This window comes from Bradyrhizobium iriomotense (assembly GCF_030160715.1).
GTDB lineage: Bacteria > Pseudomonadota > Alphaproteobacteria > Rhizobiales > Xanthobacteraceae > Bradyrhizobium > Bradyrhizobium iriomotense.
In genome coordinates this window covers 87,481-113,619 of the sequence record NZ_BSOW01000009.1, presented here as the reverse complement: position 1 = coordinate 113,619, position 26,139 = coordinate 87,481, and the positions used below count along the sequence as shown (strand labels likewise).

General features: G+C 65.2%; 18 protein-coding genes. 8 read left to right on the top strand and 10 right to left on the bottom strand.

Translation table 11 applies throughout. From position 1 onward, the window contains the following. Positions 1 to 82: 82 nt before the first annotated feature. On the bottom strand, positions 83 to 1,501 hold the full coding sequence (locus QQL28_RS14770; RefSeq protein WP_284266675.1) for a DUF2252 domain-containing protein: 1,419 nt from the start codon (positions 1,499 to 1,501) through the stop codon (positions 83 to 85). 127 nt (positions 1,502 to 1,628) lie between these two features. Here QQL28_RS14770 and QQL28_RS14765 point away from each other — a divergent pair, with 127 nt between their 5' ends. The 3 genes from QQL28_RS14765 to QQL28_RS14755 all read left to right on the top strand — a co-directional run bounded on the left by QQL28_RS14765 (position 1,629) and on the right by QQL28_RS14755 (position 6,043). After that, complete coding sequence (locus QQL28_RS14765; RefSeq protein ID WP_284266376.1) at positions 1,629 to 3,347, top strand: SulP family inorganic anion transporter; 1,719 nt, start codon at positions 1,629 to 1,631, stop codon at positions 3,345 to 3,347. Between the two features lie 18 nt (positions 3,348 to 3,365). After that, the gene (locus tag QQL28_RS14760) at positions 3,366 to 4,223 is read left to right on the top strand and encodes a carbonic anhydrase (RefSeq protein ID WP_284266374.1); all 858 of its coding nucleotides are present in this window, start codon (positions 3,366 to 3,368) and stop codon (positions 4,221 to 4,223) included. A 155-nt stretch (positions 4,224 to 4,378) separates the two neighbouring features. Continuing rightward, a complete protein-coding gene (locus tag QQL28_RS14755; RefSeq protein WP_284266372.1) occupies positions 4,379 to 6,043 on the top strand; it encodes a sulfatase-like hydrolase/transferase in 1,665 nt (554 codons plus the stop codon). A 9-nt stretch (positions 6,044 to 6,052) separates the two neighbouring features. Here the strand turns inward: QQL28_RS14755 and QQL28_RS14750 are convergent, their stop codons facing one another. Then, complete coding sequence (locus tag QQL28_RS14750) at positions 6,053 to 6,625, bottom strand: TetR/AcrR family transcriptional regulator (protein WP_284266371.1); 573 nt, start codon at positions 6,623 to 6,625, stop codon at positions 6,053 to 6,055. Positions 6,626 to 6,775: 150 nt separating this feature from the next. Here QQL28_RS14750 and QQL28_RS14745 point away from each other — a divergent pair, with 150 nt between their 5' ends. Together QQL28_RS14745 and QQL28_RS14740 are read left to right on the top strand one after the other, a co-directional pair. Next, positions 6,776 to 7,513, top strand: coding sequence for a 3-oxoacyl-ACP reductase family protein (locus tag QQL28_RS14745; RefSeq protein WP_284266369.1), 738 nt, complete (start codon positions 6,776 to 6,778; stop codon positions 7,511 to 7,513). A gap of 391 nt (positions 7,514 to 7,904) precedes the next feature. Then, positions 7,905 to 8,372 (top strand): hypothetical protein, encoded by a 468-nt coding sequence (locus tag QQL28_RS14740; protein ID WP_284266367.1) that lies wholly within the window; start codon positions 7,905 to 7,907, stop codon positions 8,370 to 8,372. A 317-nt stretch (positions 8,373 to 8,689) separates the two neighbouring features. Here QQL28_RS14740 and QQL28_RS14735 read toward each other — a convergent pair whose 3' ends face one another. The 4 genes from QQL28_RS14735 to QQL28_RS14720 form a co-directional block, all read right to left on the bottom strand. Further along, complete coding sequence (locus QQL28_RS14735) at positions 8,690 to 8,929, bottom strand: hypothetical protein (RefSeq protein ID WP_284266365.1); 240 nt, start codon at positions 8,927 to 8,929, stop codon at positions 8,690 to 8,692. A 34-nt stretch (positions 8,930 to 8,963) separates the two neighbouring features. Next, the gene (locus QQL28_RS14730; protein WP_284266363.1) at positions 8,964 to 10,088 is read right to left on the bottom strand and encodes a DUF2336 domain-containing protein; all 1,125 of its coding nucleotides are present in this window, start codon (positions 10,086 to 10,088) and stop codon (positions 8,964 to 8,966) included. A 199-nt stretch (positions 10,089 to 10,287) separates the two neighbouring features. Then, positions 10,288 to 13,974, bottom strand: coding sequence for an AsmA family protein (locus QQL28_RS14725; RefSeq protein WP_284266361.1), 3,687 nt, complete (start codon positions 13,972 to 13,974; stop codon positions 10,288 to 10,290). Positions 13,975 to 14,107: 133 nt separating this feature from the next. Beyond that, a complete protein-coding gene (locus tag QQL28_RS14720) occupies positions 14,108 to 15,343 on the bottom strand; it encodes a cytochrome P450 (protein WP_284266358.1) in 1,236 nt (411 codons plus the stop codon). A gap of 131 nt (positions 15,344 to 15,474) precedes the next feature. Here QQL28_RS14720 and QQL28_RS14715 point away from each other — a divergent pair, with 131 nt between their 5' ends. Further along, on the top strand, positions 15,475 to 16,083 hold the full coding sequence (locus QQL28_RS14715) for a TetR/AcrR family transcriptional regulator (protein ID WP_284266356.1): 609 nt from the start codon (positions 15,475 to 15,477) through the stop codon (positions 16,081 to 16,083). On the opposite strand, the gene QQL28_RS14710 is transcribed toward QQL28_RS14715, so the two are convergent. The 3 genes from QQL28_RS14710 to QQL28_RS14700 form a co-directional block, all read right to left on the bottom strand. Beyond that, positions 16,075 to 18,669 (bottom strand): EAL domain-containing protein, encoded by a 2,595-nt coding sequence (locus tag QQL28_RS14710; RefSeq protein WP_284266354.1) that lies wholly within the window; start codon positions 18,667 to 18,669, stop codon positions 16,075 to 16,077. The genes QQL28_RS14715 and QQL28_RS14710 overlap by 9 nt on opposite strands. 161 nt (positions 18,670 to 18,830) lie before the next feature. Further along, a complete protein-coding gene (locus QQL28_RS14705) occupies positions 18,831 to 20,132 on the bottom strand; it encodes an MFS transporter (RefSeq protein ID WP_284266353.1) in 1,302 nt (433 codons plus the stop codon). A gap of 108 nt (positions 20,133 to 20,240) precedes the next feature. Then, entirely contained in the window at positions 20,241 to 22,631 is a 2,391-nt protein-coding gene (locus QQL28_RS14700) for a bifunctional diguanylate cyclase/phosphodiesterase (RefSeq protein ID WP_284266351.1), read from the bottom strand. Between the two features lie 322 nt (positions 22,632 to 22,953). On the opposite strand from QQL28_RS14700, the gene QQL28_RS14695 reads away from it, so the two are divergent. Then, on the top strand, positions 22,954 to 24,120 hold the full coding sequence (locus QQL28_RS14695) for an ABC transporter substrate-binding protein (RefSeq protein WP_284266349.1): 1,167 nt from the start codon (positions 22,954 to 22,956) through the stop codon (positions 24,118 to 24,120). A 157-nt stretch (positions 24,121 to 24,277) separates the two neighbouring features. Next, the gene (locus QQL28_RS14690; RefSeq protein ID WP_284266347.1) at positions 24,278 to 25,072 is read left to right on the top strand and encodes an adenylate/guanylate cyclase domain-containing protein; all 795 of its coding nucleotides are present in this window, start codon (positions 24,278 to 24,280) and stop codon (positions 25,070 to 25,072) included. Positions 25,073 to 25,155: 83 nt separating this feature from the next. Here QQL28_RS14690 and QQL28_RS14685 read toward each other — a convergent pair whose 3' ends face one another. Next, positions 25,156 to 26,133, bottom strand: coding sequence for a hydroxyacid dehydrogenase (locus tag QQL28_RS14685; RefSeq protein WP_284266345.1), 978 nt, complete (start codon positions 26,131 to 26,133; stop codon positions 25,156 to 25,158). Positions 26,134 to 26,139: the final 6 nt, after the last annotated feature.

Genomic DNA, 26,139 nt, shown 5'->3' with positions numbered 1-26,139 from the left:
GCAGCCGCGGTCAAGGGCCCCTACACTCCCTTGACCACGGGCGCGATCGCAGCCATCTCGCTCTTCATGCTGGGCGCTGTTGTTAGGATTCCAAATAAACCTTGATGTCGCCTTTCTTCACAGCAGCTTTCAGGGCGGCATGGTCGCGCTCGGCCTGATCGGCGTAGGCAACCGCAAAGCGGCCCATGGCTTGGTCGAATTCGTCGCTGGATGAGCCGAGATAGCCGCTGATCGTCGCCGATATCTCGCTGACCTTGGCATGCGCACGCGCGAGCACCCAGCCGCAGGCGCTCGCATAGACCTCCAGAACTTCCGCGTCGAACGCTTCAATCAGGGGTTTGATCTTGGCGTCGCGCAGCTGCCGCACGTAGAATTGCCGGTCGCGGGGGCCTGTAAGCCAGCCGAGGAAAGAATCCGACGCAGGTTGCATCAGACGCTGACCCATTACCACGCGCTGTCCGTGATGATGATAGGCGCTCTTTCCCGCATAGGGCTCCAAAACGGATTGCGCCGCCTCCTTCACCTGGAGAAACAGCGGACTGTTGGCCTCCGACATCATGAGCACGATCCAGCAATGCCGGCCCACACTTCCAACGCCGACCACCTTGATGGCGGCGTCGACCAGTTGGTAGCGGTCGAACAGCTGACGCCGGTCATCGGCCAGGGAATCCCTGTAGGTGCCCAAGATTCCTTCGAGTGTCGAAAGGAAATCAGGAGCGCGTGCCGCCTCCGGATGAAAGATGAGCGGAGGTTGCTCCGTGATACGGATTTGCCCACCGACGCTGCCGGCAAGCTTGGGAAAATCCAGCTCCGAGCCCCTGTCCGTGGCCGCATGGTCAATCCGCCGTTGCAGACGTTTCCGAGCACTCTTTGGCGCGATCGCTATCAAATCCTCGGCGGCGATGTTGGCGTACCATACAGCGAGCGGATCCATTCTTGAGTATTCGCGCATGTGTTCGCGATAGCCGCGCGCAGCAGCCGTGGCGCAATCGCGGCCTGTGGCGTCGGACAATCCAATCGATCGTGCGGCAAGCATGACCGAGGCGGCGAGGCGCTTGATGTCCCATTCCCACGGGGCCGGCGACGTCTCATCGAAATCGTTGATGTCGAAAATTATATGGCGTTCGGGCGTCGCAAAGCCTCCGAAATTCGCGAGGTGGCAGTCGCCACAGGCCTGCACGCTCAGCCCGGTGCTCGGCGTCCGCGCCAGGTCCGCGGCCATCACGCCCGCAGAGCCACGATAAAATGCGAACGGCGATTGCAGCATCCGGCCATAGCGGATCGGCACCAGCTCCTTCACCCGGCCGGCGTCCGACTTTTGCAAGATGTCGATCGGGTTCGGCCGGTCTTTTGACGGCTTCCAGCCGCCATGTTGCTCGCGCGCAAGCTTGCCGCGAAGAGCCTTGCCGGCGGCAGCGCGATCGTCTGGGGAAACGATGTGAGGTGTTGTGCCGACGGTCGGCCGCGTCCTGGCCTCTGATTTGTGGCTCGCACGATCCATCATGAACCCCGGCCTTATCGACCTTCGGGTTTGTTCACTTTTCGATCGGAAGCGTTGACTTGGATCAAGCTATCGGCAGTGCAGCCACATCAACGTTACCGTTTCATCCGCCGAAAGGCTTGGCACCATGGCCGATGCGACAGGACAAACGGGCAGCGTCGAGCGGCAGACTTCGTGGCTATCCTGGCTGCCACCAACCCGGTGGCTCGCGGAATATTCTCCGGCCTGGCTGCCTTCCGACATCATCGCCGGCGTGACGCTCGCAGCCTACGCAATCCCGGTCTCCCTTGCCTATGCCGGACTGGCCGGGCTGCCTCCGCAGGTTGGGATCTACGGCTACCTGCTCGGAGGCATCGGCTACGCACTGTTCGGTTCTTCGCGCCAGCTTGCGATCGGGCCGACCTCCGCCATCTCGCTCATGATCGCCGGCACGGTGGGCGCGATGGCCGCCGGCGACACACTCCGCTACGTGCAGATCGCCAGCCTGGCAGCCTTCACCGTGGCCGTACTCAGCCTGTTCGCCTGGCTGCTGCGGTTGAGCGCGCTGGTCAAATTGATCAGTGACAGCATTCTCGTCGGGTTCAAGGCGGGTGCCGGCCTCACCATCGCGATGACGCAGCTGCCGAGCCTGTTCGGCGTCCCAGGCGGCGGTCACAACTTCTTCGAACGAATCTATCTGTTCGTCGGACAGCTCGGTCAGACCCAGCTGCTGGTCCTTGCTGTCGGGCTCGTGGCCCTCATTCTGCTCGTCGCCGGCGGACGTCTGCTCCCGAGGCGACCCGTCGCTCTCGGCGTCGTCGTGCTGGCCATCGCGGCCGCGACTCTGCTCGGTCTGCCGGCGCTCGGTGTTCCTGTGACAGGCAAAATCCCGTCGGGTCTGCCGAGCCTCGCCCCGCCGGCGCTGCGGATCCGAGACGTCGAAGGCATCCTGCCGCTTGCGGGGGGCTGCCTGTTGCTGGCGTACATCGAGGGCGTGTCCGCCGCGCGAACCCTTGCGGCGAAGCACGGCTATGCGGTCGACGCACGCCAGGAGCTTCTCGGCATCGGCGCCGCCAATCTCGCCGCAGCCATTGGACAGGGTTACCCGGTTGCCGGTGGACTGTCGCAGTCGGCCGTCAACGACAACGCCGGCGCGCGCTCCCCTTTGGCGCTCATCTTCGCCTCGGTCACACTGGCCTTGTGCCTACTTTTTCTCACGGGGCTACTCGAGAACCTTCCGAAGGCCGTTCTCGCCGCGGTCGTCCTCACCGCGATCTATGGACTATTGGATTTCCCGGCGATGATCCGCATGTGGCACGTCAGCCGGCTCGACTTCCTGGCAGCGGCGATCGCGCTCTTGGCCGTGCTTTGGCTTGGAATTCTTCACGGCATCCTGCTCGCGGCGCTGGCTTCCATTCTGCTGCTGCTGGCGCGTGCATCGCAGCCCCACGTCGCCTTCCTCGGGCGCATTCCCGGGACCGAACAATATTCCGACATGGAGCGCCATCCTGACAACGAGCCGGTGCCTGGCGTGGTCGTGTTCCGACCGGAGGCCTCGCTGATCTACCCCAATGCCGATGCCGTGCTGGAAGCCGTTCTGACCCGCGTTCAATCCACCTCAGGCCCGATCCGTCTGGTGGTCTGCGATCTGTCCGCTTCACCGTTCATCGATCTCGCGGGCTCGCGGATGTTGCGCGAGTTGGAGGCCGAGCTCTCGAGCCGCGCTGTCGCGCTGCGGATCGTCGGCGCCCACGGAAGAGTGCGCGATCTCTTGCGCGCCGATGGCCTCGAGGACAAGGTCGGCGACATCGATCGCACCGCAACTGTCGAGAAGGTACTTTTGGTGACCTTGAGACAGGCAGGCTAACCGCAAAAGGAAGCCGATGTGAAAACGGTCGACGTCATCTACCGATATCAAGCAGATGCGCCTGCGAGACACCGACCATCCGATAGCGACCAAGCGCTACTACGTCTCGATGAAGGCAACCGGACCTTCGCCGCGCTCCTCGATCAGGTCAAAGACGAACATGGGCGAACAGAGAGAGTTGTGCCCGTCGATGCGCGTGATCTAGGCCTGATCTCTGGCCAAATCGGAACACCCACCCAGCACCCCTTCGCCGCGGTTCTTGGCTGCTCGGACGCCAGGGTGCCGATCGAACTCATCTTCAACGAAGGCCCGAACGACCTCTTCGTCGTCAGGGTCGCAGGCAACGTGCTGGGCACGGACGTCCTGGGCAGCCTGAAGTTTGCGGTGGACCACCTGGGCGGCAGTGTAAAACTCATCGTTGTCTTGGGACATAGCGGATGCGGCGCTGTGACCAGCGCTGTGGATGTGTTCCTGGATCCCGGCGACTACTTGTCCCTCGCGACGAAGCATTCGCTGCGCAACATTCTGGATCGTTTGCTGGTCGTGATTCAGACGTGCGCAAGGAAGTTGGCCACGGCGTTCGGACCGGAGGTTGCGCACCGCCCGGGATACCGAGAGGCCCTTATTGAGGCATCGATCGTGACCAACGCCGCGCTCGCTGCTTACTCAATACAGCAAGGCGTCGGGACTAACGAGGCCGGTGAACTGCGGGCGGTATATGGCGTCTACCTTCTTGAGACCCGGGAGGTGTGGGCACCGCATGCGGGCGACACGAAAGGCGTCGGGCTGGCGGCAGCCCCGCGCGACCTTGACGGGTTTGTCGATCTTGGCGACGCCATTGTTCGGTCGGAGCGAATTGCCGGTCTTCTCAGATAGCGGAACAAGAGCTACACCGATCTCTCTGATCGCACCACGAAATCGTTGCTCGTGGGCTGACCAAGAAGGTCTCCAGCGCGCCTTGTCCGCACGATGCCCCGCCTAGTCTGCAAAGCCATTTGACACGTCTCAGGCCGTGGCGGCATCCTGCTCCCATGGCTTTGACCTTGGCACTTGTGACGACCATCTGCGCCGTTGCCCTGACAGAACGCAGCGTCGAGCACCTGCTGTTTGCGATCGCGGCGCTCTTCTTCAACGCAGCCCTGTTGCTGGTCTTTGTTGCCGATTTCGAGAGAGCGATCCTGCTGTCTGGCATGCTGGCCGTCGCAATCGCCGGCGTATCGATCGTAAAATTCAAGCACAGTGCCCTCAAATTGGTCGTGTCCGATGTGCCGCTTGCGTTTGCAGGCACAGTCCCATTCTTCGTGCTGCAATACCCACGCATGATGCTGGGTGTTCTCGTCGCCGGCATCTTGCTTGCTTCCGCTTCGATCGCGGTTCTGGTCTACGGCGCCGGATCGCCGATTTCCGTTGCCGTTCGAATTCCCTTGGTCTGCCTTGCACTCATCGGCTTCGCGAAAGCTTCCGCCATCAAGGGCGCCACGTCCTTGCGGCTGACGCTGACGCAAGGGCGGTGCTTTTATTCGACCTTCATGGCCTCGCTCATCGACCCCGCGTCCTGGCGGCAGTTCAACGGGCTGGCTCTGAGCGATATCGCAAACGAACCGCTGCCGCTGAAGGAGGCGATGCCCGCGCGCTCCGGCGACCGTCCGGACATCATCGTCATCCAGCACGAGTCGATCTTCGACCCGCGCATTTTTGGCCTGCCGATCGAGCCGGTCGTCGAAGCGTTCCTGTCCCCGGCAGACGGGGAATTTGGCCGCCTCAACGTGGACATCTTCGGTGGCGGCTCGTGGCAGTCGGAATTCAGCCTGCTGACCGGTCTTTCAAGTGCAAGCTTCGGCTCGAGCGCGTACTACCTCTTCAAGAAAGGCGCCGGCCGATTCCACAGCAGCCTGCCGCGTTCGTTGGCGTCGCTCGGCTACAAGACGACGCTCACATCGAGCTGTCGTCGCAACTTTCTCGACTACGATGAATTTTACAGCTCGATCGGCATCGACGAACGCATCTTCATTGACGATTTTCCGCCGCCCTTTGATATCAGACGTTTCGAGGCGACGAATTCGGATGCCATGTTTCTCGATGCGGCGATCGATGCTCACGCCAAGAGGATTGCCGATGACCCGTCACCTCGATTTCTCTACGTGCTGACCAACTTCAATCATGGTCCGCATAACCGGCGGCTGGTGCCGCCCGGGCAGTTTGAGGAGGAGCGCGCCTTTGCCATGGCGAGCCTTCCCGATGACGAATATGCCGAATATTATGCGCGACTCGTGGAGACCGCCTCGACCTGGCAAAAGCTCAGAGAGAAGCTGGCAAACAGTTTTCCGGGGCGCCCTGTTCTCGTGATGCACTATGGGGACCATCAACCCGTGCTGACGAGACGGATCGATCGGCACCTGGAAGGCCCGGGAGATAGCCGGCGTCCGTTTCGTACATTCTATGCGATCGAGGCTTTGAATATCCCTCACTTCGACCCAGGGCGAGGCACGGACCTCGATATCGCTTTTCTGGGAACCGTCGCTTTGCAACGTGCAGGCCTCCCGCTTGATCCAATCTTCGCCACGCGTGCGAGCTTGCTCGACGATTGCGGAAACACCTACTTTGCATCGGCCTCCGAACGGAAACGCCGATTCCACCGCACGCTTGTGGATCGCGGCTTGATCGACTTGAAGCCGCGCGTACAGCATGCCCGCTAGCCTGGCGCGCTATTCCATGCGTTGTTCTCGTCGCGCGTTGGGTCCTCCCCCGGGCCACGCAGCCATGGCCGCCTCGGCGGCGCCTCTCAACTCCGTCGGCGTGGCGCCGTCCTTGGCCTGGATGGCCATGCCCTGGAAGACGCTGAGGTAGAACCGGCTCAGGGCATCGATGTCGGTTGCGGCCGGCAATTCGCCATTGGCCAGCGCAGCCTCTAACCGCGCGCGCAAATTGCCGAGCATGTCGAGCCGCACCTTCTTGACCGCGCGGGCGATCGAGGGCGGCCATTCATCGCTGACGGCGCCGAGCACGGCCATGCAGCCGGCCGGTGCGACCCGGGATCTTGGCAGGGTCTCGGCCGCCGTGATCAGCAGGTTCGCGATGCCGGCACGCGCGGTCGCGCCCTCCGCGAGCCGGTCCCAGACCGGCTGTCCCTGGGTCAGGACGTAATGCTCGATCGCCGCCAGATAGAGCGCCTCCTTGCTTTCGAAGGCGGCATAGAGGCTCGGCGAGCGGACGCCCATGGCCTCGCACAGATCGTTCATCGAGGCGGACGCATAACCCTTGCGCCAAAACAGGAACATGGCGGCCTCCAACGCCGCCTCGCGATCAAATTCCCGTGGTCGTCCTGCCATCGCGCCTCTTTCTGTAATGATCAACACATAATTCACTTGACGCGATCTATCAAGCCGCCACATATTCTGTGTCGATCATTACAGAATTGGAGAGATCAAATGACGCTGACAGGAAAACGGGCCCTGGTGACGGGCGCAAGCAGAGGTATCGGCGCAGCCATCGCGAAAGCGCTTGCCGCGGAAGGCGCCGACGTTGCCATCACTTACGAAAAGTCGGCGGACAGCGCCGCGAAGGTCGTTGACGCCATCAAGGCGACGGGGCGGAAAGCCGTCGCGATCCAGGCCGACAGCGCCGATGTCGCTGCCGTTCGGGCCTCGATCGACAAGACCGTCGCGGAACTGGGCGGGCTTGATATCCTTGTCAACAACGCCGGAATTCTGCGATTGGGCGGCCTGAACGACATCGCGCTCGGCGACATCGACGCGCTGCTGGACGTCAACGTCCGCTCGCCGATCGTCGCGAGCAAGGCCGCACTGCCCCACCTCGGCAAGGGCGGTCGCATCATCACCATCGGCAGCTATTTTGCCGACCGCGTTCCGTCGCCGGTACTCGGCGTCTACGCCGCGTCGAAGTCGGCCCTGATCGCGTTCACCAAGGCCCTGGCTCGGGAGCTCGGCCCCAGAGACGTCACGGTCAACCTCGTGCAGCCGGGCTCGATCGATACCGACATGAACCCGGCCAGCGGCTCGACCGCGGAGTCATTGAAGCAGTTCATGGCGCTGGGCCGGTTTGGCGCACCGGAGGACATCGCCAACGCGGTTGCATTCCTGGCGAGCGCGAAAGCCAAGTACGTCACCGGCTCGACATTGACCGTCGACGGCGGCGCGAACGCGTAGAGGTCGAGGGCGTCAACGGCCGGGCCGCGGTCGGCCCGGCCGTGCAGCGCGCCGGGGCCGGACGATGCACGGATAGCTGTTCTGCTAACGGCCTCCGCAACTCGCCCGTTTCGTCCATGCCGGGCGACAAAACGATCGCAATCTTCGCTGTCGCCGCGAACCAGCCCTGTGCTTGCGACGACTAATCCCGGCTACGGCGCACGACGTGGCCGTCCAGGCAACGGCATGCCGGGATGTCCATCCGTCGCAGGGGGTTAAGTCAATGGAGCCACGCAAGAAGCCACGCGAATGGACGCCGCCGGCGCCACCGCCCTCCCGCGTCCCGGCGGCCGGCTCCTCCAGAGCATCGGCACAATCATCCGGCTCTGAACGAGGTGCCGTCGAATACTTGGTGTCGTTCATTTTTCATGTGCTGTTCTTCGGCCTCATCGCGGGCGTGTTGCGGACGCGGTTTCCCCTCGATCTCGGCCTGTTCATCTTCTTCACCAACGACGGGATGACGGAGTGGGCGTTACGCAAGATCGGGATACGGCTCGTTCCCGGCTCGCTCGGCGAAACGTTCGTGAATGCCTTCGTCTGGGGCAGCGGCGTATCGATCCTGTTCACACACTGGAAGGACGCGGCGCCCAAGTGGCTGGTGCCGTTCGTTCTCGTCGATGCGCCCTGGTTCGCGATTGTTGGCATGGCCGTCGGATGTGCCCTGCTCAAGGCGATCTCGACGACGGTCGTCAGGCGCGTGCTGCCGTGGTTCGGGATCAAGATCGCGCCTGACAGCCGGGCATGGACGATCGCCTATGGCGTAGTCGGATTTGCCATCCTGGGTCTCGTGCTTCTCGCCCTTTCCTATGCGCCGGGTTAGCCGCGATCAATCTCGCTGCTGGCCTGGCACTGTCCTGGGCTTCGGCAGCGTTCTTGCGCAATGGGTGAAGACTGGCGAGCTATTGTTGATCGCGCCGGCGATCGTCAAGGACTAGCTGGTGGCCTTCAGTGGTGACTTCCTGGATGATTGTCGGGCGGGCCGCCGTATCGATCCCAGTTGTCACGATTTTCGCTGTCAGGCTTCACCCTTAGTCCTTGTCTGAAAGCAAAACCGATAAACCCGACAAGAACGATGAGGCAGATAGGTGCGAGGATCCAGTCAGGCACGCGCCAACCTCCCCGCGGACCCTGCGCGGCCTACCTGAAATAATCCAGCACGAGGTCGAGGTCCGGGCGGCCGGCGGCGGTGCCGTTGAGGTCGGCGTCGATCACGCGGCGGCAGGCTTCCACCGCGGCGTGGTCGCCGAGATCGTTGGCGGCCTCGAGCACGAGCCAGGCCGCGTCGACCGAGGCCTTGTCCGGTTTCGCGCCGCCGAGATCGGCGTTGAGCGGCTTGTTGGGCTTCTTGCGGGCTGCGGTGCCGAATTGAGGCAACATGGCAAATACTCCCCTCTCGATTTCCCGATGGCGCTCAGTGCATGTGCAGCTCGGCCTGACGGCCGGCAGCGGGATCGGCAGCAGTGCCGTTCTTGCGCGACTGGTAGAACTTCAGGACGCTGCGTGAGGTCTCGATCTTGAGCCGGCCGAAGTCGCGCTCATTGTCCTTGAGCTCGCGCGCGGTGATCAGATGATCCTTGGCGCCGAGGAACAGGAGCGACATCGTCGTATCCCACGAGAAATCCAGCGCCTTGCACAGCACCAGCAGCATCTCGCGATTGCGGTCCATCAGCGCGCGCTCGATCACGTCGACCGGCAGCGCCGAGAGCAGCGACAGGCCGATCTGCACCTCGTCGAAACGGTGCTGGCGCGCGTAGTTGGAGATCGAATCCTGGTTGAGGTTGCCCTGGCGGTGCTGCGTCGTCACGACGCGCTTGGCGACGAAATAGGTGCGCGATGACGGTCCGAACTTCGACTGGAGGTCGCCGGTGACGTCGGTCACCGAGCTCTGGATCTGCGACATCATCTCCGGCCGCTCGCTCTCGAGCCGGCGGCGGACGTCCTCCGACGCTTTCGCGATGAGCTGCTGGAAGACGTGCCGGGGCACGTCCTTGCGCAGGCCAAGCTGCTCGGCGAGGATCGAATCGCCGTCGGCGCGCCGGACCATGTGTAACAGGCTCGAGCCCGAGAAGCGCGCGCCCTCGTTCTTCGCCACCGAGGTCACGACCTCCTGGTTGCCGCGCTTGACCAGCACGTCGGTCACGGCTTCGCCGATCGACTTGCGCTGCGAGATCGCGAGCAGGTGGTCTTGTCCCTTGGTCAGGGCGTTCTCGACAAGCATCTTGTCGTCGAGCCGGTCGGACTCGCGCAGCACGGGGCCGGCGACCGCGATCTCGTCGTCGAAGGCGAGCTGATGCAGCACGTTGAGCGGAGCATGGTCGCAGGCGACCATCAGCTCCGAGAGCTGCGCCCGCGCCGCGACCTCGATCTCGTCAGCGAGCTTCCCGATCACCTCGCCGAACATGCTGATCTCGTCGTCGCGGTAGCGACCGGTGATCAACAGGTCGGTCGCGTGCCACAACGCACGTGCACGGCTTTCGTCGGTGCCGCGCGCGATCGCGTCATCCAGATCCTGCAGAAGCGATTTCGCTTCGTTCATGGCGCATGTCCCCAATTCTTGGCGGGCCGTCCTGTCCACTTGGCAGGACGCCGAATTCCTCTTCCGGACCAAACTAGCCGTCAAACGCGAGAATCCGGTAAAATCGGCAGATCAGTTTTTCCGAGCAAAATTCGCTAAAAGTTGCGCGAATGGCTTTACGCCCACGCAGGGTCTCGCTGCCGCACCGGCCGTGCGAGCTTTACGGATTGGACTGCGGCACCAGCACCAGCGGCGGTTTCGGCTTGGGCCTCGCCGGTGGGGGACCAGGCGCAGGCCTGACCTCGATCGGCGGCGGAAGCGGCGCCACCTGCTGGCTTGCGATCGGCGGGCCGGAGATCGAAGGATTTGAGACCGAGGGACTTGGTGAAGCCGGTGCGGCCAGCGGCGGCCGCGGCGTCGGCGCGACCTTGGGCTCGACCTTAGCCTTGGGCTGGGCGCGGCGGGGATCACGGCCGGGCATCGGCACGTCGACCGGCGCCGGCAGTTCGGGCGCGGCGTCCGGGGACACCAGTCGCGGCAATGCGGCGGTCGCCGGCGGCGGCTCGCCGCGCTCGATGGCATCGAGGCGCCGCGTCTCGCGGTCGATGGTCCGTACCGCCAGCCACGAGGACAGCGGCGTGAGGTCGACGGAAAGGTTCAGCTTGTCGGGCGGGCCGGCCGCAAAGAGCTGGATTTCCGGAGGCGCGCCGGACAGGCCGGTCATGATCGGCGTCAGGCTGGCGCGGATGTCGGCCTGGTCGGCGGGAATGTCATAGCCGCCGGAGACGATGGCGCGGGCGTTCTTTGCTTCCAGCGTGGTCGCCCCGACGCGCAGGCGGCCGTCGCGGATCGTGAACGGGATCTGCGCCGAGCCGATCGCCAGGGGGCCTGCCGACAGCGCCGGCTCGACGAGCTGCCGGAGCCTGGTGTCGTCAGCGACCTGGCCGCCATCGCTGGCCCGGATCGCGAGCTCGAAGGCGCGCGGATCGAGCCCGGTGAGCTCGGCCTGCTCCAGCGTCACGGTGCCGTTGCCGGCGAGCGCGCCGGTCAGCGCCGCAATGCTGCGGCCCTGGGCCGACAGCGTCATCTGCACCGAGGCGCGGCCCTTGGGGACGGCGAGATTGCGATAGCGCAGCACTGTCGCATCGACATTGGCAAGCTGGATGCGTGCGTTCAGCGACAGGCCGTTGGCACTGTCGCGCGCATCTATGCTTGCAGTCATCTCACCGCCGCCGATGCCGCCCTTCAGTGAATCCAATGCCAGCGACTGACCGTCATTGCGGATGATGCCGCTGAAGGGCCGGATCTCGACGCCGCCAGGCAATCCGCCGCGCAGGGCCTGGAAGACGATGCGGCCGCGCCAGCCGCCCAGGAGCCCCGCCGTGAGCGGCTGCTCTGCGTCGCGCCCGGCCGTTCCGATGGCGACGCCGAGCGCCGGAACGAGATCGAGCGTATCGAGTCCAACCTCACCGTCGATGCTCTTCTCCGGGTCCAGCGTCATCGCAAGACGCCCGCGCAGGTGCGATCCCGCGGCGGTGCTGTCGAGATCATCGAAGGTCAGCCTGTTGCCGGACAAGGTCAGGCGCGAGGACAGGTTGACGGTTTGCACCGGCTTCTCGCCGGCGCCGATCCCGAGCAGCGGCGCGAGGTTGGCGTTGCGCACGCGCAAGTTCACGCTGGCCTTCGGATCGGGCGAGGACAATTCGAAGCTGCCCTGCGCGTCTGCGTCCAGTCCACCACCCGCAATTTTCGCGTTGAGCTGAAGCGGCCGGCCCCAGGCGCCGCTCACCTTGCTTTCCGCTTGCGAAGCCCCCTCGCCTGCCGCGACCACGCGGTCGAGGCCGAACAGCGCCAAGAGCGAACCCGCCTGCGGCGCGGAGAGTTTTGACTCCAGCGTGAAGTCGCTATTGCGCAGCTTGTCGAGATCGAGGCCGTTGATCGCCGCCGCCAAGACTTGCGCCGACAGCGTCGCCGTTCCCTTCAACTGCGGCGCATCGAGATCCAGCGCGGCGCGCGCATTGGTGCGATCGGCATGCTCGGCGTTCTTGTCCAGGCTCAGATCGAGCTTGAGGCGCGTCGGACCGGGCCGCGCCTCGAGGCGATCGAAGCGTGCGCCGAGCGCCGGCGCGATCGGGTTGATCAGGGCCGTTAGCTGAGACAGGGAAAGGGCCGCCGACGTCAGCGACAGCTTGCCGGTCGCATGCGCGCGATCAAAGCTGCCGTTCGCTTGCGTCGTCACCCCGCTCGCCTGGCCGAACTGCAACTGCTCCAGCGACAGCGTGGTCGGGCTGTAACCGAATTTGGCGGCGAACGGCCGCAGCTCCTGCCCGGCCGAGGTCGCGCGGCCGACGTCGAGCGACAGTTTTGCCTCGTCCGGCCATTCGCCTTGCGGCCCGGCGAGACCGCGCACGAAGTTTGCGGCCGCATCGAGATCGAGCCGGTCGGCCTTCAGCTCCGCATCGAACCGCGAGCCTTTGTTCGCGGCGGTCTGCGCGAAGGTGATATGGCCCTCGACCGCGCCACCCTCGATCTCGGCCTTCAGCTTCTCGATCGCCAGGTGATTGGCAGCGACCGTCACGTCGCCGCTCAGGCGGAGCGGTTTGGTGCTGCGGCGGTTGATCTCGCTGCGGCCCTGAAGCCAGGCCACCAGCGTATCGGGATCGCTGGATTCGACGCTGAGCCGGCCACTAAAACTGTCGGATCCCGGGGCCGCGCCGTTCAGCGAAACCTCGGTCATGCCCGGCGCGCGCAGATCGAGCCGCTGGAAGGTCCAGGACCTGCCGTCGGTCTGCAACTCCGCGGCGATGTTTTGCAGCGGCCGGCCGCCGAGCATGATCTGCTCGGAGCTGAATGATATCTGCGCCGGGACCGGCGCCTGCGGAATGGCGGCAAGCCCCGCGCGCAGCGCCGGCAGGATGCGCAGCGGCTCGGTGTTGTCCTTGGCCGCAAGCTTGTCGGCATCGAGCTGCCGGGCCGACAGATTCGCGCGCAGCAGGGGCGCGGCGCCGAATTTGAGATCGCCGACGCCGGCGACCTTGAGCGCAGTGTCTTCGGGGCCAAAGCTCGCCTCGATCTGGTCGAACTTCGCAAGCGACGGATCCGCCTTGAGCTTCGTGGTGAGCTTCCACGGCGTCGGCGCAGGGGCTGCCGGCCGGTCCTTTGAGGTTTCCTTGGGTGGAGGAGGCACGGCGAGCGTGAGCGCGCCGTCGAATTTCGGCAGCCGGCCATCGAAGGCGAGCACGCCTTCGAGATCGGCCAGGATCGCGCGCTCGCCGGGATCGATATTGATGTGGAGACGGGTGGCGGTGCCGTCGGGGCTCGGGCCGGAGGAGACGCGGAACGGATAGCGCGTGCCGGAGACGGTGACGTTGCCGTCACCCCGCACCGAGCCGGCGAGCGAGCGGACGTCGCCGGCGAACGCGATGTCGCTGAGCTCCAGCGTGGTGCGGCTGGCGGCATCATGAAGCGCGATGCGGCCGGTGAGGTTCAGCCGCTCGATCGCGAGCGAGGCGAGATTGAAGCTGCCGCTGGCCGTGGACGGCAGGTCGACCCGGCCCCTGGCATCGAGGCCGAGGTCGGCCGCCATGCCGTTGACCGTGAGCTCGGTGGCGCGCCATTCGCCGCGCATCAGCGAGGAGAGGCTGAACTCGACGTCGAGTTTGTCGGCGCGGAGCTTACCGAGGTCGTTGTTGCCGCCGAAGGTGACCGAGCGCAGACGCAGCGTCGGCGCCGGCAGCAGCCGGGCATCGAGCTGGCCCGCGACCCGCACCGGGACACCGATGATCCGGGTCGCCTCCGCCTCGAACTGGGGCCGGAACTGGTTCCAGTCGATGAAGTAAGGCCCGATCAGCGCGGCCAGCAGCGCAATGATGAAGGCAATCGCTAATCCGAGCAGCGTCGTCTGCACGGGTCTCCCCTCGGCCAAACCGGCACCCGGGCCAAACCCAAGCCAAATCGAAGCCTAAGCCGCGCCGGAACTCCCCCTTATATAGGGCCAAGTATGGCGAAGTCACAGCGACTGTTGCGCGCGGAGGTTAACGCTACCAGCTCGCCGGCAGCCGCTTCAGGCCGCGCAGGACGAAGGTCGGCCGCCATTCGGGGTTCTCGACGTCGTCGATCCGCAAGTCGGGCAGCCGCTTGAGCAGGGTGTTGATGGCGATCTCGGCCTCGATGCGCGCCAATTGGGCGCCCAGGCAGAAATGGATGCCGCCACCGAACGACAGCGGCTTGACGTTCTCTCGGGCGATGTCGAGGCGGTCGGGCCGGTCGGGATAGACGGCCGGATCGCGGTTGGCCGAGCCCAGAAGGCACAGCACGGTCTCGCCCTTGGGGATCCGCTTGCCGCCGAGATCGTCGATATCCTCCAGCGTGACGCGCCCGGTCATCTGCACCGAGGAATCGTAGCGCAAGAACTCCTCGATCGCGTTGGTGATCAGCTCCGGCCGGGCCTTGAGCAGCGCGAGCTGGTCCGGATTGCGGTGCAGGGCCAACAAGCCGTTGCCGATGAGGTTGACGGTGGTCTCGTGGCCGGCGCCGAACAGCAGGATGATGTTGGCGGTCAATTCCTCATTGGTGAGCTTGTGCCCGTCCTCCTCGGCCTGCACCAGCTTGGTGGTGAGGTCCTCGCCCGGATTGCGGCGGCGCAGCTCGAAGAGCTGCTGGAAGTACATCTGGGCCATCAGGTTGCCGGCGTTGCCTTGGCGGATCTCTTCCGGAGATAGCGGCACGGGATCCAGAAGCCGCCCGCCATCGCGCGAGCCCTTGTAGAAGACCTCGCGATGATCCTCGGGGATGCCAAGCATGTCGCAGATGATCGTGACCGGCAGGCGGAAGGCAAAATCCTCGATCAGGTCCATCTGCCCGCGATCGATCACCGCGTCGAGCGTCTGGTCGACGATCTCCTGGATACGCGGCCGCATGTCCTCGACCCGGCGTGCGGTGAAAGCTTTCACGACCAGACCGCGTAGGCGGGTGTGGTCGGGCGGATCCGACTGCAGCATCCAGTGGCTCATGCTGCGGAAGACCGGCTCCTCCATGATCTTGGGACCGTAGCGGCGCTTGCTACGCTCGACGAAATCCTTGCCGAAGCGCTTGTCGCGCATCACGAGGCTCACCTCGGCATGCCGGCTCGCCAGGAAGGAACCGAACGGGGTGACATGCATCGGATCGAGCGTGCGCAGCCGCTCGTAGTGGGGATAGGGATCCCTGATGAAGTCGGGGGCCAGCGGATCGAACAGCGGGTCGCTTGCCGCCGGCTGCTGCGCATGCTCGTTCATGGAGACCTCAAATCATTCGCCGCATGACATCGAACACGCCGGTGCGCCCGAAATGCGCGGCGTGACCATCCCTGAAATCTACAATTCGATACATTATTGTATTGAGTTGCATCCTGAACTAAAATGCAGGGATGTCAAGAGTGAGAACCAGGCCGACCCGCGACGACACGCGCGACAAGCTGTTCGAGGCGGCCGCGCGCGTGTTCGAGGACCAGGGCATCGGCGGCGCCAGCATCGAGGCGATCGCGGCCGCCGCCGGCTTCACGCGCGGCGCGTTCTATTCGAACTTCGCCAGCAAGGACGAGCTGATCATCGCCATGCTCGAGGACCACGTCGAGCAGTCGATCCGGCGCAATCTCGACCTGCTCGCCGAGCATACTGACCTCGACGATTTCATCGCGGCGCTGAAGGCGATGGAGCGCAGCCGCCGCGACCCGCTCGGCCGCGCGCCGCTCCTGCATATGGAGATGATCCTCTACGTGGCGCGCGCCGAAAAGCGCAGGCCCGAGCTTGCCAAGCGCCTGCGCGCACGGCGCAAGCTGGTCGCCGATATCCTGCAGGGCGCACAACTCGGCGGCCCGAACAGGATACAGGACCCGTCCTGGGCCGCCGCCGTGGTGCTGGCGCTGGAGGACGGTTTTCGCCTGCACCGGCTGATCGATCCGGACACCACACCGGCTGACAACTTCTGGCGCGCCATCGGCGATCTCCGTCGCGCGATGGGACTTGTCTCAGGCTGAATGCGCGGCCGAGCGCTTCACCGGGACGGCATCGGCGGGCGTGCGATCGAGATGGTCGCGCATCGCCTTCGCCCTCGCGGCGCCATGGTCGAGCAGCCAGCGCTCGAACGCGACAGGCGTCAGCGCCGGCGCGTAGAGAAAGCCCTGCACGACGTCGCAGCCGAGCTCGGCCAGCACCTTGCGCTGCGCCTCGGTCTCGACGCCTTCGGCAACCACGGTCATGCCGAGGCCCTGGCCGACGCGCACGACCGCGGTCGCGATCGCGAGCGCACCGGCATCAGCTTCGATGTCCCGCATGAAGCTGCGGTCGATCTTCAGCTCGCGGATCGGCAAGTGCGCGAGCCGGCTCAGGCTGGAATAGCCGGTGCCGAAATCGTCCAGCGAAAGCCCGACACCGAGCGCGCGGATCGCCTTCATCGTCTCGAGTGCAACCGCCCGCTCCTGCATGAACGCGCCCTCGGTGATCTCGAGCATCAAAGCGTCCGCCGGCAGATCGTGCGCGGCGAGGACGTGTCCCACATGCTTGGCCAGCAGGACATTGCGGAAATTGATCGGCGAGAGGTTGACCGACACGCTGGGGATGTCGAGCCCGGCGCGACGCCAGCTCGCCATCTGGCGGCAGGCCTCGCGGATCGACCACAGCCCGATCTGCTCGATCAAGCCGCATTCCTCGGCGAGCGGAATGAATTTGGCCGGCGAAACGTCTCCGAGGTCAGCATCGTGCCAGCGCGCCAGCGCCTCTACGCCATGGATGGCGCCGTCGGCGGTGCGAATCTGCGGCTGGTAGCGCAGACTGAGCTGGTCCTCGGCAATGGCACGGCGCAGCGCCGCAGTGAGGACGAGCCGCTGCTCGGCGAGCCCGTTCATATCGGCGCTGAAGAAGCGATGGGTGGAGCGTCCCGCCTGCTTGGCCTTGTACATGGCGGCATCGGCCTGCTGCATCAGCGTGTCGATGTCGGTGGCGTGATCCGGATAGATGCTGATGCCGATGCTGGCGGACATCTGCATCTGCCGCGCGCCGAGCCGCAGCGGCTCGGCCAGCGCCTCGGTGATCCGGCTCGCGACGCGCGCGGCACCTTCGGCATCGCGGTTCGGCAGCAGGACGACGAACTCGTCGCCGCCGAGCCGGCCGAGCATGTCGCTGGGCTCGATCTGCGCGCGCAGGCGATGCGCCAGCTCGACCAGCAACTCGTCGCCCGCAGCGTGGCCGAGCGTGTCGTTGACGTCCTTGAAATGATCGAGATCGAGAAACGCCAGCGCAACGTGGCTGCCGGGGCGACATTCGTCGATCGCGGCCGTGATCAGGTGGCGCAGTTGCACGCGGTTCGGCAGGCCCGTGAGAATGTCGTGATAGGCAAGCCGCGCGATCTCCGCGCGCGCTTCCTTGCGCTCGATCGCGAGCGCGCCGAGATTGACGCAGGCATCGACGATGCGCCGATGCCAACGGCTCGGCGCGCGAGGCTCGCGATAGTAGAAGGCGAAGGTGGCGATGACCCGTCCGTCCTTGGCCTTGACCGGGGTCGACCAGCACGCGCGCAAGCCAATCGACAGCGGCATCGCCTTGTAGGGCTGCCAGCGCGGATCCCTGTCGATGTCAACCGCCAGAACCGGCTTGCCGTAGTACGCGGCCGTGCCGCAGGAGCCGACCTCGGGTCCGATCGCGACACCGTCCAGCGCGCGCGAGTACACGTCGGGAAGGCTGGGACCACCGAGCGGATGCACGAAGCCGGCGGCATCGACATGAAGCAGCGAGCAAACCACGTCGGGCGCGATCTCCTCGACGCGCCGGCACAGCCGGTCGGCAATCTCGGTGATCGGCACTTCGTCGGCCAGCGCGACCGTGATCAATTGCTGGAGCGATCGCAGCTGCTTGGTTTCGGTAACGTCCTCGAGCAGGGCAAAGATGTGCTTGACCCGGCCCTTGCGATCGCGGAAGGCGTCGATCCTGGCGACGACCCAGATCTCCTCGCCGTCCTTGCTGTAAAGCATCACCTCGGCTTCGCCGCCGCGGCCACCCGCCATCAGCCGTTTGCCGAGCCTTGCAAGCGCCCTGCGGTCGGTGTGGCGGCCGGCCAGGAGCTCGCTCACGGGCCGCCCCTCGGCTTCATCGGAGGCATAGCCGAACACGGTGGCGAAGGCCGCGTTGGTGTAGCGGATCTTCAGCTCGGTATCGGTGATGATCACCGCGCGATTGGTCTGGTCGGACACCGCGTTGAGCAACCCGATCCGCACGCGGCGTTCGGCCTCCTCGGTGACGTCGCGAACGTAGACGGCGTGATAGGTTGCGCCGTCGGCAGTGATGGTCGAAAGCGATATCGCCGCCCTGAGCCGTGAGCCGTCGCACCGCACGAGGCTGATCTCGTCGCGGACATCCACGACCGGGTCAGCCAAGCACTTGAGCGCGAGAATGCCGGCATCGCGTCCGAGCGCGTCCGCGCGCGGGAGCTTCCAGAGCCGCTCCGCGGCTGCGTTGAAATGCATGATCCTGCGGCCTGCATCGACGATGACGACACCGTCCTCGGCCAGCTCCAGCGCAGCCAGCAGGACTTCCGGAGTTTTGATCGCAGGGCAATCGTTGACGGACATCGTTGGACACCAGGCGCGTCGCAACCAGGTGCGACAAGGGCCGCGAGCCTAGCGGTCCGATGGTGTCCAAGAGGTTGGCTCAACCTGACGTGGGCTTGCCAAGATCAGACATGCTTAAGATTCGGCGAAGACGAGCTGCGGAATTGCGAAGGGAAGCGGACCTATCCGGCGCCGGTTCCGGGCTGCAGCTTATGCAGCCGGCCGGCAACCGCCCTCACCTTGCGGGGTCCGGCCTGCCAGATCGACAGCGCAGACAATCCGCTGACGACCACCGCGATGGCAAAGGCGAGCGTGTAGTTGCCTGTGAGATCATAGAGGAAGCCGGTCACCCAGGGACCCGCCGCCCCACCCGCGAGCGCAGCGAGCATGATCATGCCGAAGATGCTGCCCTGGTGCTTGCCCTGGAAGATCTCGAACACCACCGCGCCCATGATCGAGGTCAGCCCGTAGCCGAGCGCGCCTTGCGTGAACACCATGACATAGACGAGCCACAGCGACGGCTGGTATCGCAGCGCGATCAGCGCCGCAAAGCAGATCGCAAAGCCCGCGCAGCTTGCCGCCCAGACCCATTCCCGTCCGATCCGATCCGAGACATGGCCGAGCAGGATCTGGCCCGGAATGCCGAGCAGACTGACGACGCCGAGTGCCCACACGGCGACGCCAGGGCTGAAGCCGATGTCGAGCAGGAATTTGGTCTGATGCACCTGCACCGCGTACCAGATGTACAGGCCGCAGAAATAACCGAACGCGATCCACCAGAACCGCGCCGTGCGCAACGCACGCTTCAGCGTCCATTCGATGCCGGCCCAGACGGGATCGACGATGTTGGAAACCGGTTTTGCCGCGCTCGCCGAGGGCACGGCGTCACCATCGGGCTGGAGACCGAGATCCTCGGGACGCTTGCGCAACAGCAGGTTGATCGGCGCCAGCGCGATCAGGGTCAAGAGTCCCATCATCGTGCAGGCGGTACGCCAGCCGGTCTGCTCGATCACGTGCTGCACCCAGGGCAGCAGCGTCACCGAGCCGATGCCGACGCCGGCAAAGGCAATGCCGATGGCGAAGCCGCGCTTGCGGATGAACCAGTTCGGCAGGAACAACGACTGGCCGGAATAGCCGAGGCAGACGCTGCCGGCGCCGACCATGACGCCGATGGTGACATAGAGATGCCAGGGCTGGCTGGTGAGCGGCGCCAGCAAGAGTCCGCCCGCCATCAGCGCGACGCCGACCTCCATCACCGCGCGCGGCCCGGCATTGTCCATAAGCCGGCCGATCAGCGGGCTGGCTACGCTGGAGGCCACGAAGCCGAACGAGAAGGCGCCCGCGGTGACGCCGCGCTCCCAGCCGAACTCGGAGAGGATCGGCGGATAGAACAACGAGAACGCGGTGCGCGCATTGACCCCGATGGCCATGGTGACGAAGGTCACCGCGACCACGACCCAGCCATAGAAGAACGGAAGCCGCATTGTGTTGGTTTCATCCCTGGACGATCTTTCCGATCATCGGGGGATGTCCGGGTCAAGCGCTTTTCGCGCATGCCGGAGCCACGCTTGCGCCCTGCGCGGCGATGGGTCTCAGGCGGCGTCCAGGCGCGAGCCCGCGACGGGCGGCTCCGGCGCGATCCGTTCGATCGGTTGCGGCCGTCCCAGGAGATAGCCTTGCGCAAAGTTCACGCCGAGCCCCTTCAGCCGCTCGAACTGTTCGCTGGTCTCGACGCCCTCGGCGGTCACCGACATGTCCAGCCCGCGCGCCAGCGTCACGATCGAGGAGATGATGGCCGAGCTGTGCGGCCGATGGCTGAGATTGCTGATGAAGGACTTGTCGATCTTGATCTTGTCGAACGGAAACGCCGTCAGGTAGCTCAGCGACGAATAGCCGGTGCCGAAATCGTCGAGCGCGAGCTCGATGCCGATGCTCTTGAGCCGCTCCATGAAGGCGTGGTTCTCGATGCCGCGCTCCAGAAGAACGGACTCGGTGATCTCGATCTCGAGGCGCTCGGGCGGCAGGCCGGAATCCCCCAGCGCCGCGCAGATCACGTCGAACAGCTCGGCTTCCTTGAACTGCACCGGCGACAGGTTCACGGCGACCCGCGCGTCCGAAGGCCATGACGCCGCGTCCTCGCAGGCGCGCCGCAGCACCCATTCACCGAGCGCCACGATCAAGCCGGTCTCTTCCGCGAGCGGAATGAACTGGTCCGGCGGGATCAGCCCGCGCGTCGGATGACGCCATCGCACCAGCGCCTCGAAGCCGCAGCGCTGGCCGCTCGCGACGTCGACGAAGGGCTGGTAGTGCAGCTCGAACTGGCAGCGGGCGATGGCGTCGCGCAGGTCGCCCTCGAGCATGTTGCGCGCCTCGAGCTCCGCCGACATCGCCTCGTCATAGATGGTGAAGCAGTTACGCCCCGCAGCCTTCGACCGGTAGAGCGCGAGGTCGGCCTTCCTCAGGAGCTGTTCCTGGTTGCTGCCGTGTTCCGGCGCGATCGCAATGCCGATGCTGGTGCCGATCTCCACGCGATGACCCGGCAGGAGGAACGGCTCGGTGACGAGCTTGGCGATCCGGCCCGCGAGCTCGGCCGAGCATACCCGCTGATCGTCGCAACCTTCCTGGATGATGGCGAACTCGTCGCCGCCGAGCCGCGCCAGCACGTCGCTCTGGCGCAGCGCGGACTTGAGGCGCTGCGCGACCTGGCGCAGCAGGAGGTCACCGGCGCCATGGCCGAGCGAGTCGTTGACGTTCTTGAAGCGGTCGAGATCGAGCATCAGGATCGAGAAGGTCAGCCCGTCCTCGCGCATCTGCCGGTTGATCTCGTCCAGCCGCGCGAGGAAGAACGCGCGGTTCGGCAGGCCGGTCAGGATGTCGGTCTGGGCGAGCTCCAGCACCCGGCGGTTGGCGAGCGACAGCCGCCGCGAATTGCGGCTCGCGAGCACGAGATAGCTTGCCAGCGACATCGTCAGGAGCATGCCGACGACCAGCACGGTGAGTGCGCGGTCATAGGCGGTTTCCAGCGGACCGCCGGCGGTCGGCAAGGCACGCACCTGCCAATCGGTGTCGCCGATCCGCAAGTTGCCCGACCAGTGCACGCCCTTTGACACGTCGGCCATCGATTGCGGCGCGGTCGCCGAGGACGAGAAATCCGGCAGCGACTGCTCCAGGCTGACAATCTGCCCCGTGAACGGCGGATAGACATTGACGCTGATGGCGGGACTTGCCGCCGTCGTGGTGCGGATGGCGCGCAGCAGCAGCGGCAGATCGAACGCGGCGACGATGACGCCCGCCTGGTTTCGTCGGCGATCGGCAACCGTGTCGCGCGAGGTGCCCTTGGCGTAGACGGGAACGACGACAAGGACGTTGGGCAACTGGTCGCCTTCCCGCGGCTCGTAGAGCCGCGTGCGGAGCGCCGCGATCCGGTCACCGTCGCGCGCGCGCTCGATCGCGGCATAGCGATCCGGAATGGTCGCGTAGTCCATGCCGTAGACGGGCGAGGTCTTCGGCTGCGTGGAATAAAACACCGGGAAATACTCGTCCTCCTGCGGCGCGGTCGCAAAGCCGTCGCCCTGAAGCGACTTGATGCGATAGCCGGACACGCCGTCCGCGGCCGCGGCGGCCTCATACTCGGCGCGCTCCTTGCGGTTGACCCGCGGCAGCCAGGCGACGCGGAGCATGCCGGGGTGACGCTCGAACAGCCGGCCGGCGAACGTCTCGAACTCGCTGCGGGTGACGTCCTCGTTGGTCGATTCGAACAGGGTGCGCAGCGCCACGAGCCGACTGATATATTCGTTCATGCCGTTCTGCATGACGATGGCTTCGGTTTCGGCCGTGCTCTCGAACTCGACCCTGTTGACGCGGTCCTCCCAGCGCGCGACCGCGGCCGCGCCCACCACCGAGAACAATACGCCGAGGCTTGCTGCAACGAGCGCAGGACGATAGAGCCGGAACAGCGGCAGAGGACGCCATCGCCCGATCATACGCTTCCGATCCTGATCATTCTGATCGCGATCGCCCATCTCTCTCAGCCGTCCCTCTGGCGTGACGGATCGAACTTCTGGTTGAGCCGCCAGGACGATCGGACATGGGGCTCGGTTAAGAAGTGCACAATTTCACTGCAGCACCGGGCATGACCGCGAGGCTTAGTTAACGGTTCCCCTGCAAGTCGCCGCATCATGGAAACAATCTGCGCGGATTCACCGGAGTACTACGGGGCGCGATCGGCGTTGCGGTTAGCAAGCTGTTCAGACGGCGGAACTATCGTTTTCCCGTAATTCCCGCAAATCCCGTATCAGCGTTGTCATGACACGAGTCCGTTCCGCGACATGCATCGTTCTGGCCATCGTGCTGGCCGCATTCGGTGCACCGGCCGCCGGAAGCGACGAGGCCGGCGTCAGCCCCGACGCGATCCTGTTCGGCCAGGCTGCGGCACTCGAAGGGCCCTCCTCCGCACTCGGCCAGCGCATGCGGCAAGGCATCGTCGCCGCCTTCGCCGAGATCAACGCCCAGGGCGGCGTCCATGGCCGCAAGCTGCAACTGATCAGCCGCGACGACGGCTATGATCCCGACCGATCGGTGGCGCAGACCCTGCGGCTGATCGACGAGGACAAGGTGTTCGCACTGATCGGGGCGGTGGGCACGCCGACCGCGATGGCGACCATCCCGATCACCAGCCTCCGGAACATTCCTTTCATCGGCCCGTTCAGCGGCGCGGAATTCCTGCGCGATCTGGAGCTCGGCAACGTCGTCAACATCCGCGCCTCCTACGGCGCGGAGGCCGAGGCCTGGATCAAGCATCTCACCGAGGATCGCAAGTTCAGCCGCATCGGCATCTTCTACCAGGACGATGCCTTCGGGCGCGACGGTCTCCTGGGCGTGAAACGCGCGCTCGCCAAGCGCGGCCTCGAGCTTGCCGCCGAAGGCACTTTTGAGCGCAACACCAGGGCCGTCGCCTCGGCCTGGCGGATGCTCAAGCGCGCCGAGCCGGAAGCGATCGTGATGGTCGGGACCTACGGGCCGTGCGCGGAGTTCATCAAGCTCGTGCACCGCAGCGGTCTCAATCCGACCTTCGTCAATATCTCCTTCGTCGGCGCCAATGCGCTCGCCAAGGAGCTTGGGCCCGAGGGCGAAGGCGTCATCGTCTCGCAGGTCGTGCCGTTTCCCTGGGACGCATCGCTGAAGCTCGTTGCCGACTACCAGGCGGCGCAGAACGCGTTCGACCCGACGCTGACACCGGACTTCGTGTCGCTCGAAGGCTATATCTCCGCCCGCCTTGCGGCTGCCGCGCTGGAGAAGGCCGGACCGAACCCAACCCGCGCCGGGCTGTTGCGCGTCATCAACGACGTCGGCCGCTTCGAGATCAGCGGCAGCAGCGTCACCGTCGGCGTGCGGATGATCGACACGCCACCAAAGGTGTTCCTGACGATGATCCAGAAGGACGGATCGTTCAAGCCGATCGACCGGCCGTAGGCGGAGTGTACTCACAAATGCGTGGGCCTTGGCTTTTGGGGCTGAGCAGAACTTCTCTCCCCAATCGGAGATTGGGAGTCCTGTTGCCAACGCAGGAATGTACGACTACGCTTCACCCTAGGTACGCCCAAACGATCTTTCGATTGGCCGCACGTTCATGCCCAAATTCCTTCGCATCGGACTCCATCAGTCGAACGTTTCCGGATACACGTCAAAGGCATGGTGCGTTCGACGGGTCGGCTCGACGGTTTTTCTGAAGTGGGGCGCCGTGGAAGTCCATGGCGTCGGAGATGGGCGAAAGGTCTACTGGACGCGTCTACCGCAGGACAAGACTATTCGTTGCGGCTCGGTACAGCGCGCCAAGGACTATGCAAAGGCAGCGATCGCGCGGCGACGCAGCCATCGCTATGAACCGCTGACCGGAAACATCGCGAACCGGCGTCGAACCGCCGAGCGTGACGCCGGGCTCAAGCAGGCGCTCGCCACGATCCTCTTTGTCGATATCGTCCGCTCCACCGAAAAAGCCGCGCGGCTCGGCGACACGCGTTGGACGCAGGTGATGAATCACTATTACGCTGCGGTCCGCAGAGAGCTGAAGACCTTGCGCGGAAAGGAAGTCGTGACGACGGGGGACGGATTACTCGCGACGTTCAAGGCGCCAACTGCCGGGGTCCGTTGCGCGACCGCGATCTGCGAGGCCGTGCGCACGCTGGGGCTCGACATCAGGGTGGGGCTGCATGCGGGCGAATACAAGGTGAGCGGGGCGGAGGTGGTCGGTCTCGCGTTTCACATCGGCGCGCGTGTCGCCGCGAAAGCGCGTGCCGGCGAGGTCCTGGTCTCGAGCGCGGTCAAGGATCTGATGTCGCAGTCCGGGATCCGCTTCAAGGATCGCGGCGTTCACCAACTCAAAGGCGTGCCGGAGCGATGGCGCCTGTACCGGGTCGAACATTGAGCATGATCTCCGCGCAAACGCATTCCGCGTTGGTCGCGAGGGAAAACCGCTTCGCACTTTTCCGGATCATGCTCTAGCGCATTTCAGGGACGGCGCGTCCAACGTTCGGCATTCACCGCGCCCGGCGGGACCTCGCCCTTGATGATCGCCTCCACTTGGCGCACGGTTTCCAGCGACTGATATTCGATCGCCTGCGGCGTCAGGCCGCCGACATGCGGCGTGGCGATGACGTTGGGCAGCCGCGCGAGCTCCGGCGACGGCATCTGGTCCGGCGCGCGGCCGACATCCATCGCGGCGCCGGCGATGCGCCTCTCGCGCAGTGCGGCCGCAAGCGCCGCCTCGTCGACAAGATTGCCGCGCGAGAGGTTGATGAAGACGGCATGCCGTTGCATGCGCGCCAGCGCTGCTGCGCCGATCAGATTCTCCGTCTGCTCGTTGGCGATGGCGAGGCAGACGACATAGTCGGATGCCGCCAGGAGCTCGTCGAGCGCCACGTGCCTGATCGCGCCATCGTCGATCGTCACGAAGGGATCGGCGACCAGCACCTCCATGCGCAGCACCTTTGCGATCTCGGCGAGATAGCGCCCGATGCTGCCAAAGCCGATGATGCCGAGCTTGCTGCCGCCGAGCTGCCGGCCCATCCGCGCCTCTGCCTTGCGGCCGGCCTGATAGTCCGCCGTGGCTCGCGACACGCCGCGCGACAGATCCACCATGAAGCCGAGCGCGAGCTCGGTCACTGCCTGCACGAAGCCGGGACCGGCGCGCGTCACCAGCACGCCGCTTTGCGAGGCGGCCTCGACATTGACGTTGCGGATGTCGACGGCGCAGCGGACGAAGGCGGAGAGACGCGGCAATTGCGAAAAGATCTCGCCACGGCCCTCGGTCATGCGGTCGGCGACGATGATCTCGGCATTCTCGGCGGCACGGACGAGGCCGGCGGCATCGAGCGGCGCGTCGCCTTCGTGCAGGATCACCTCGGCCAGCGCCTGCAAGCCTTTCAGGCTGCGCTCGCCATAGTAATTCCTGCGCATCTCCGGCGTATGGGCCAGCAACACCTTCACGAATGA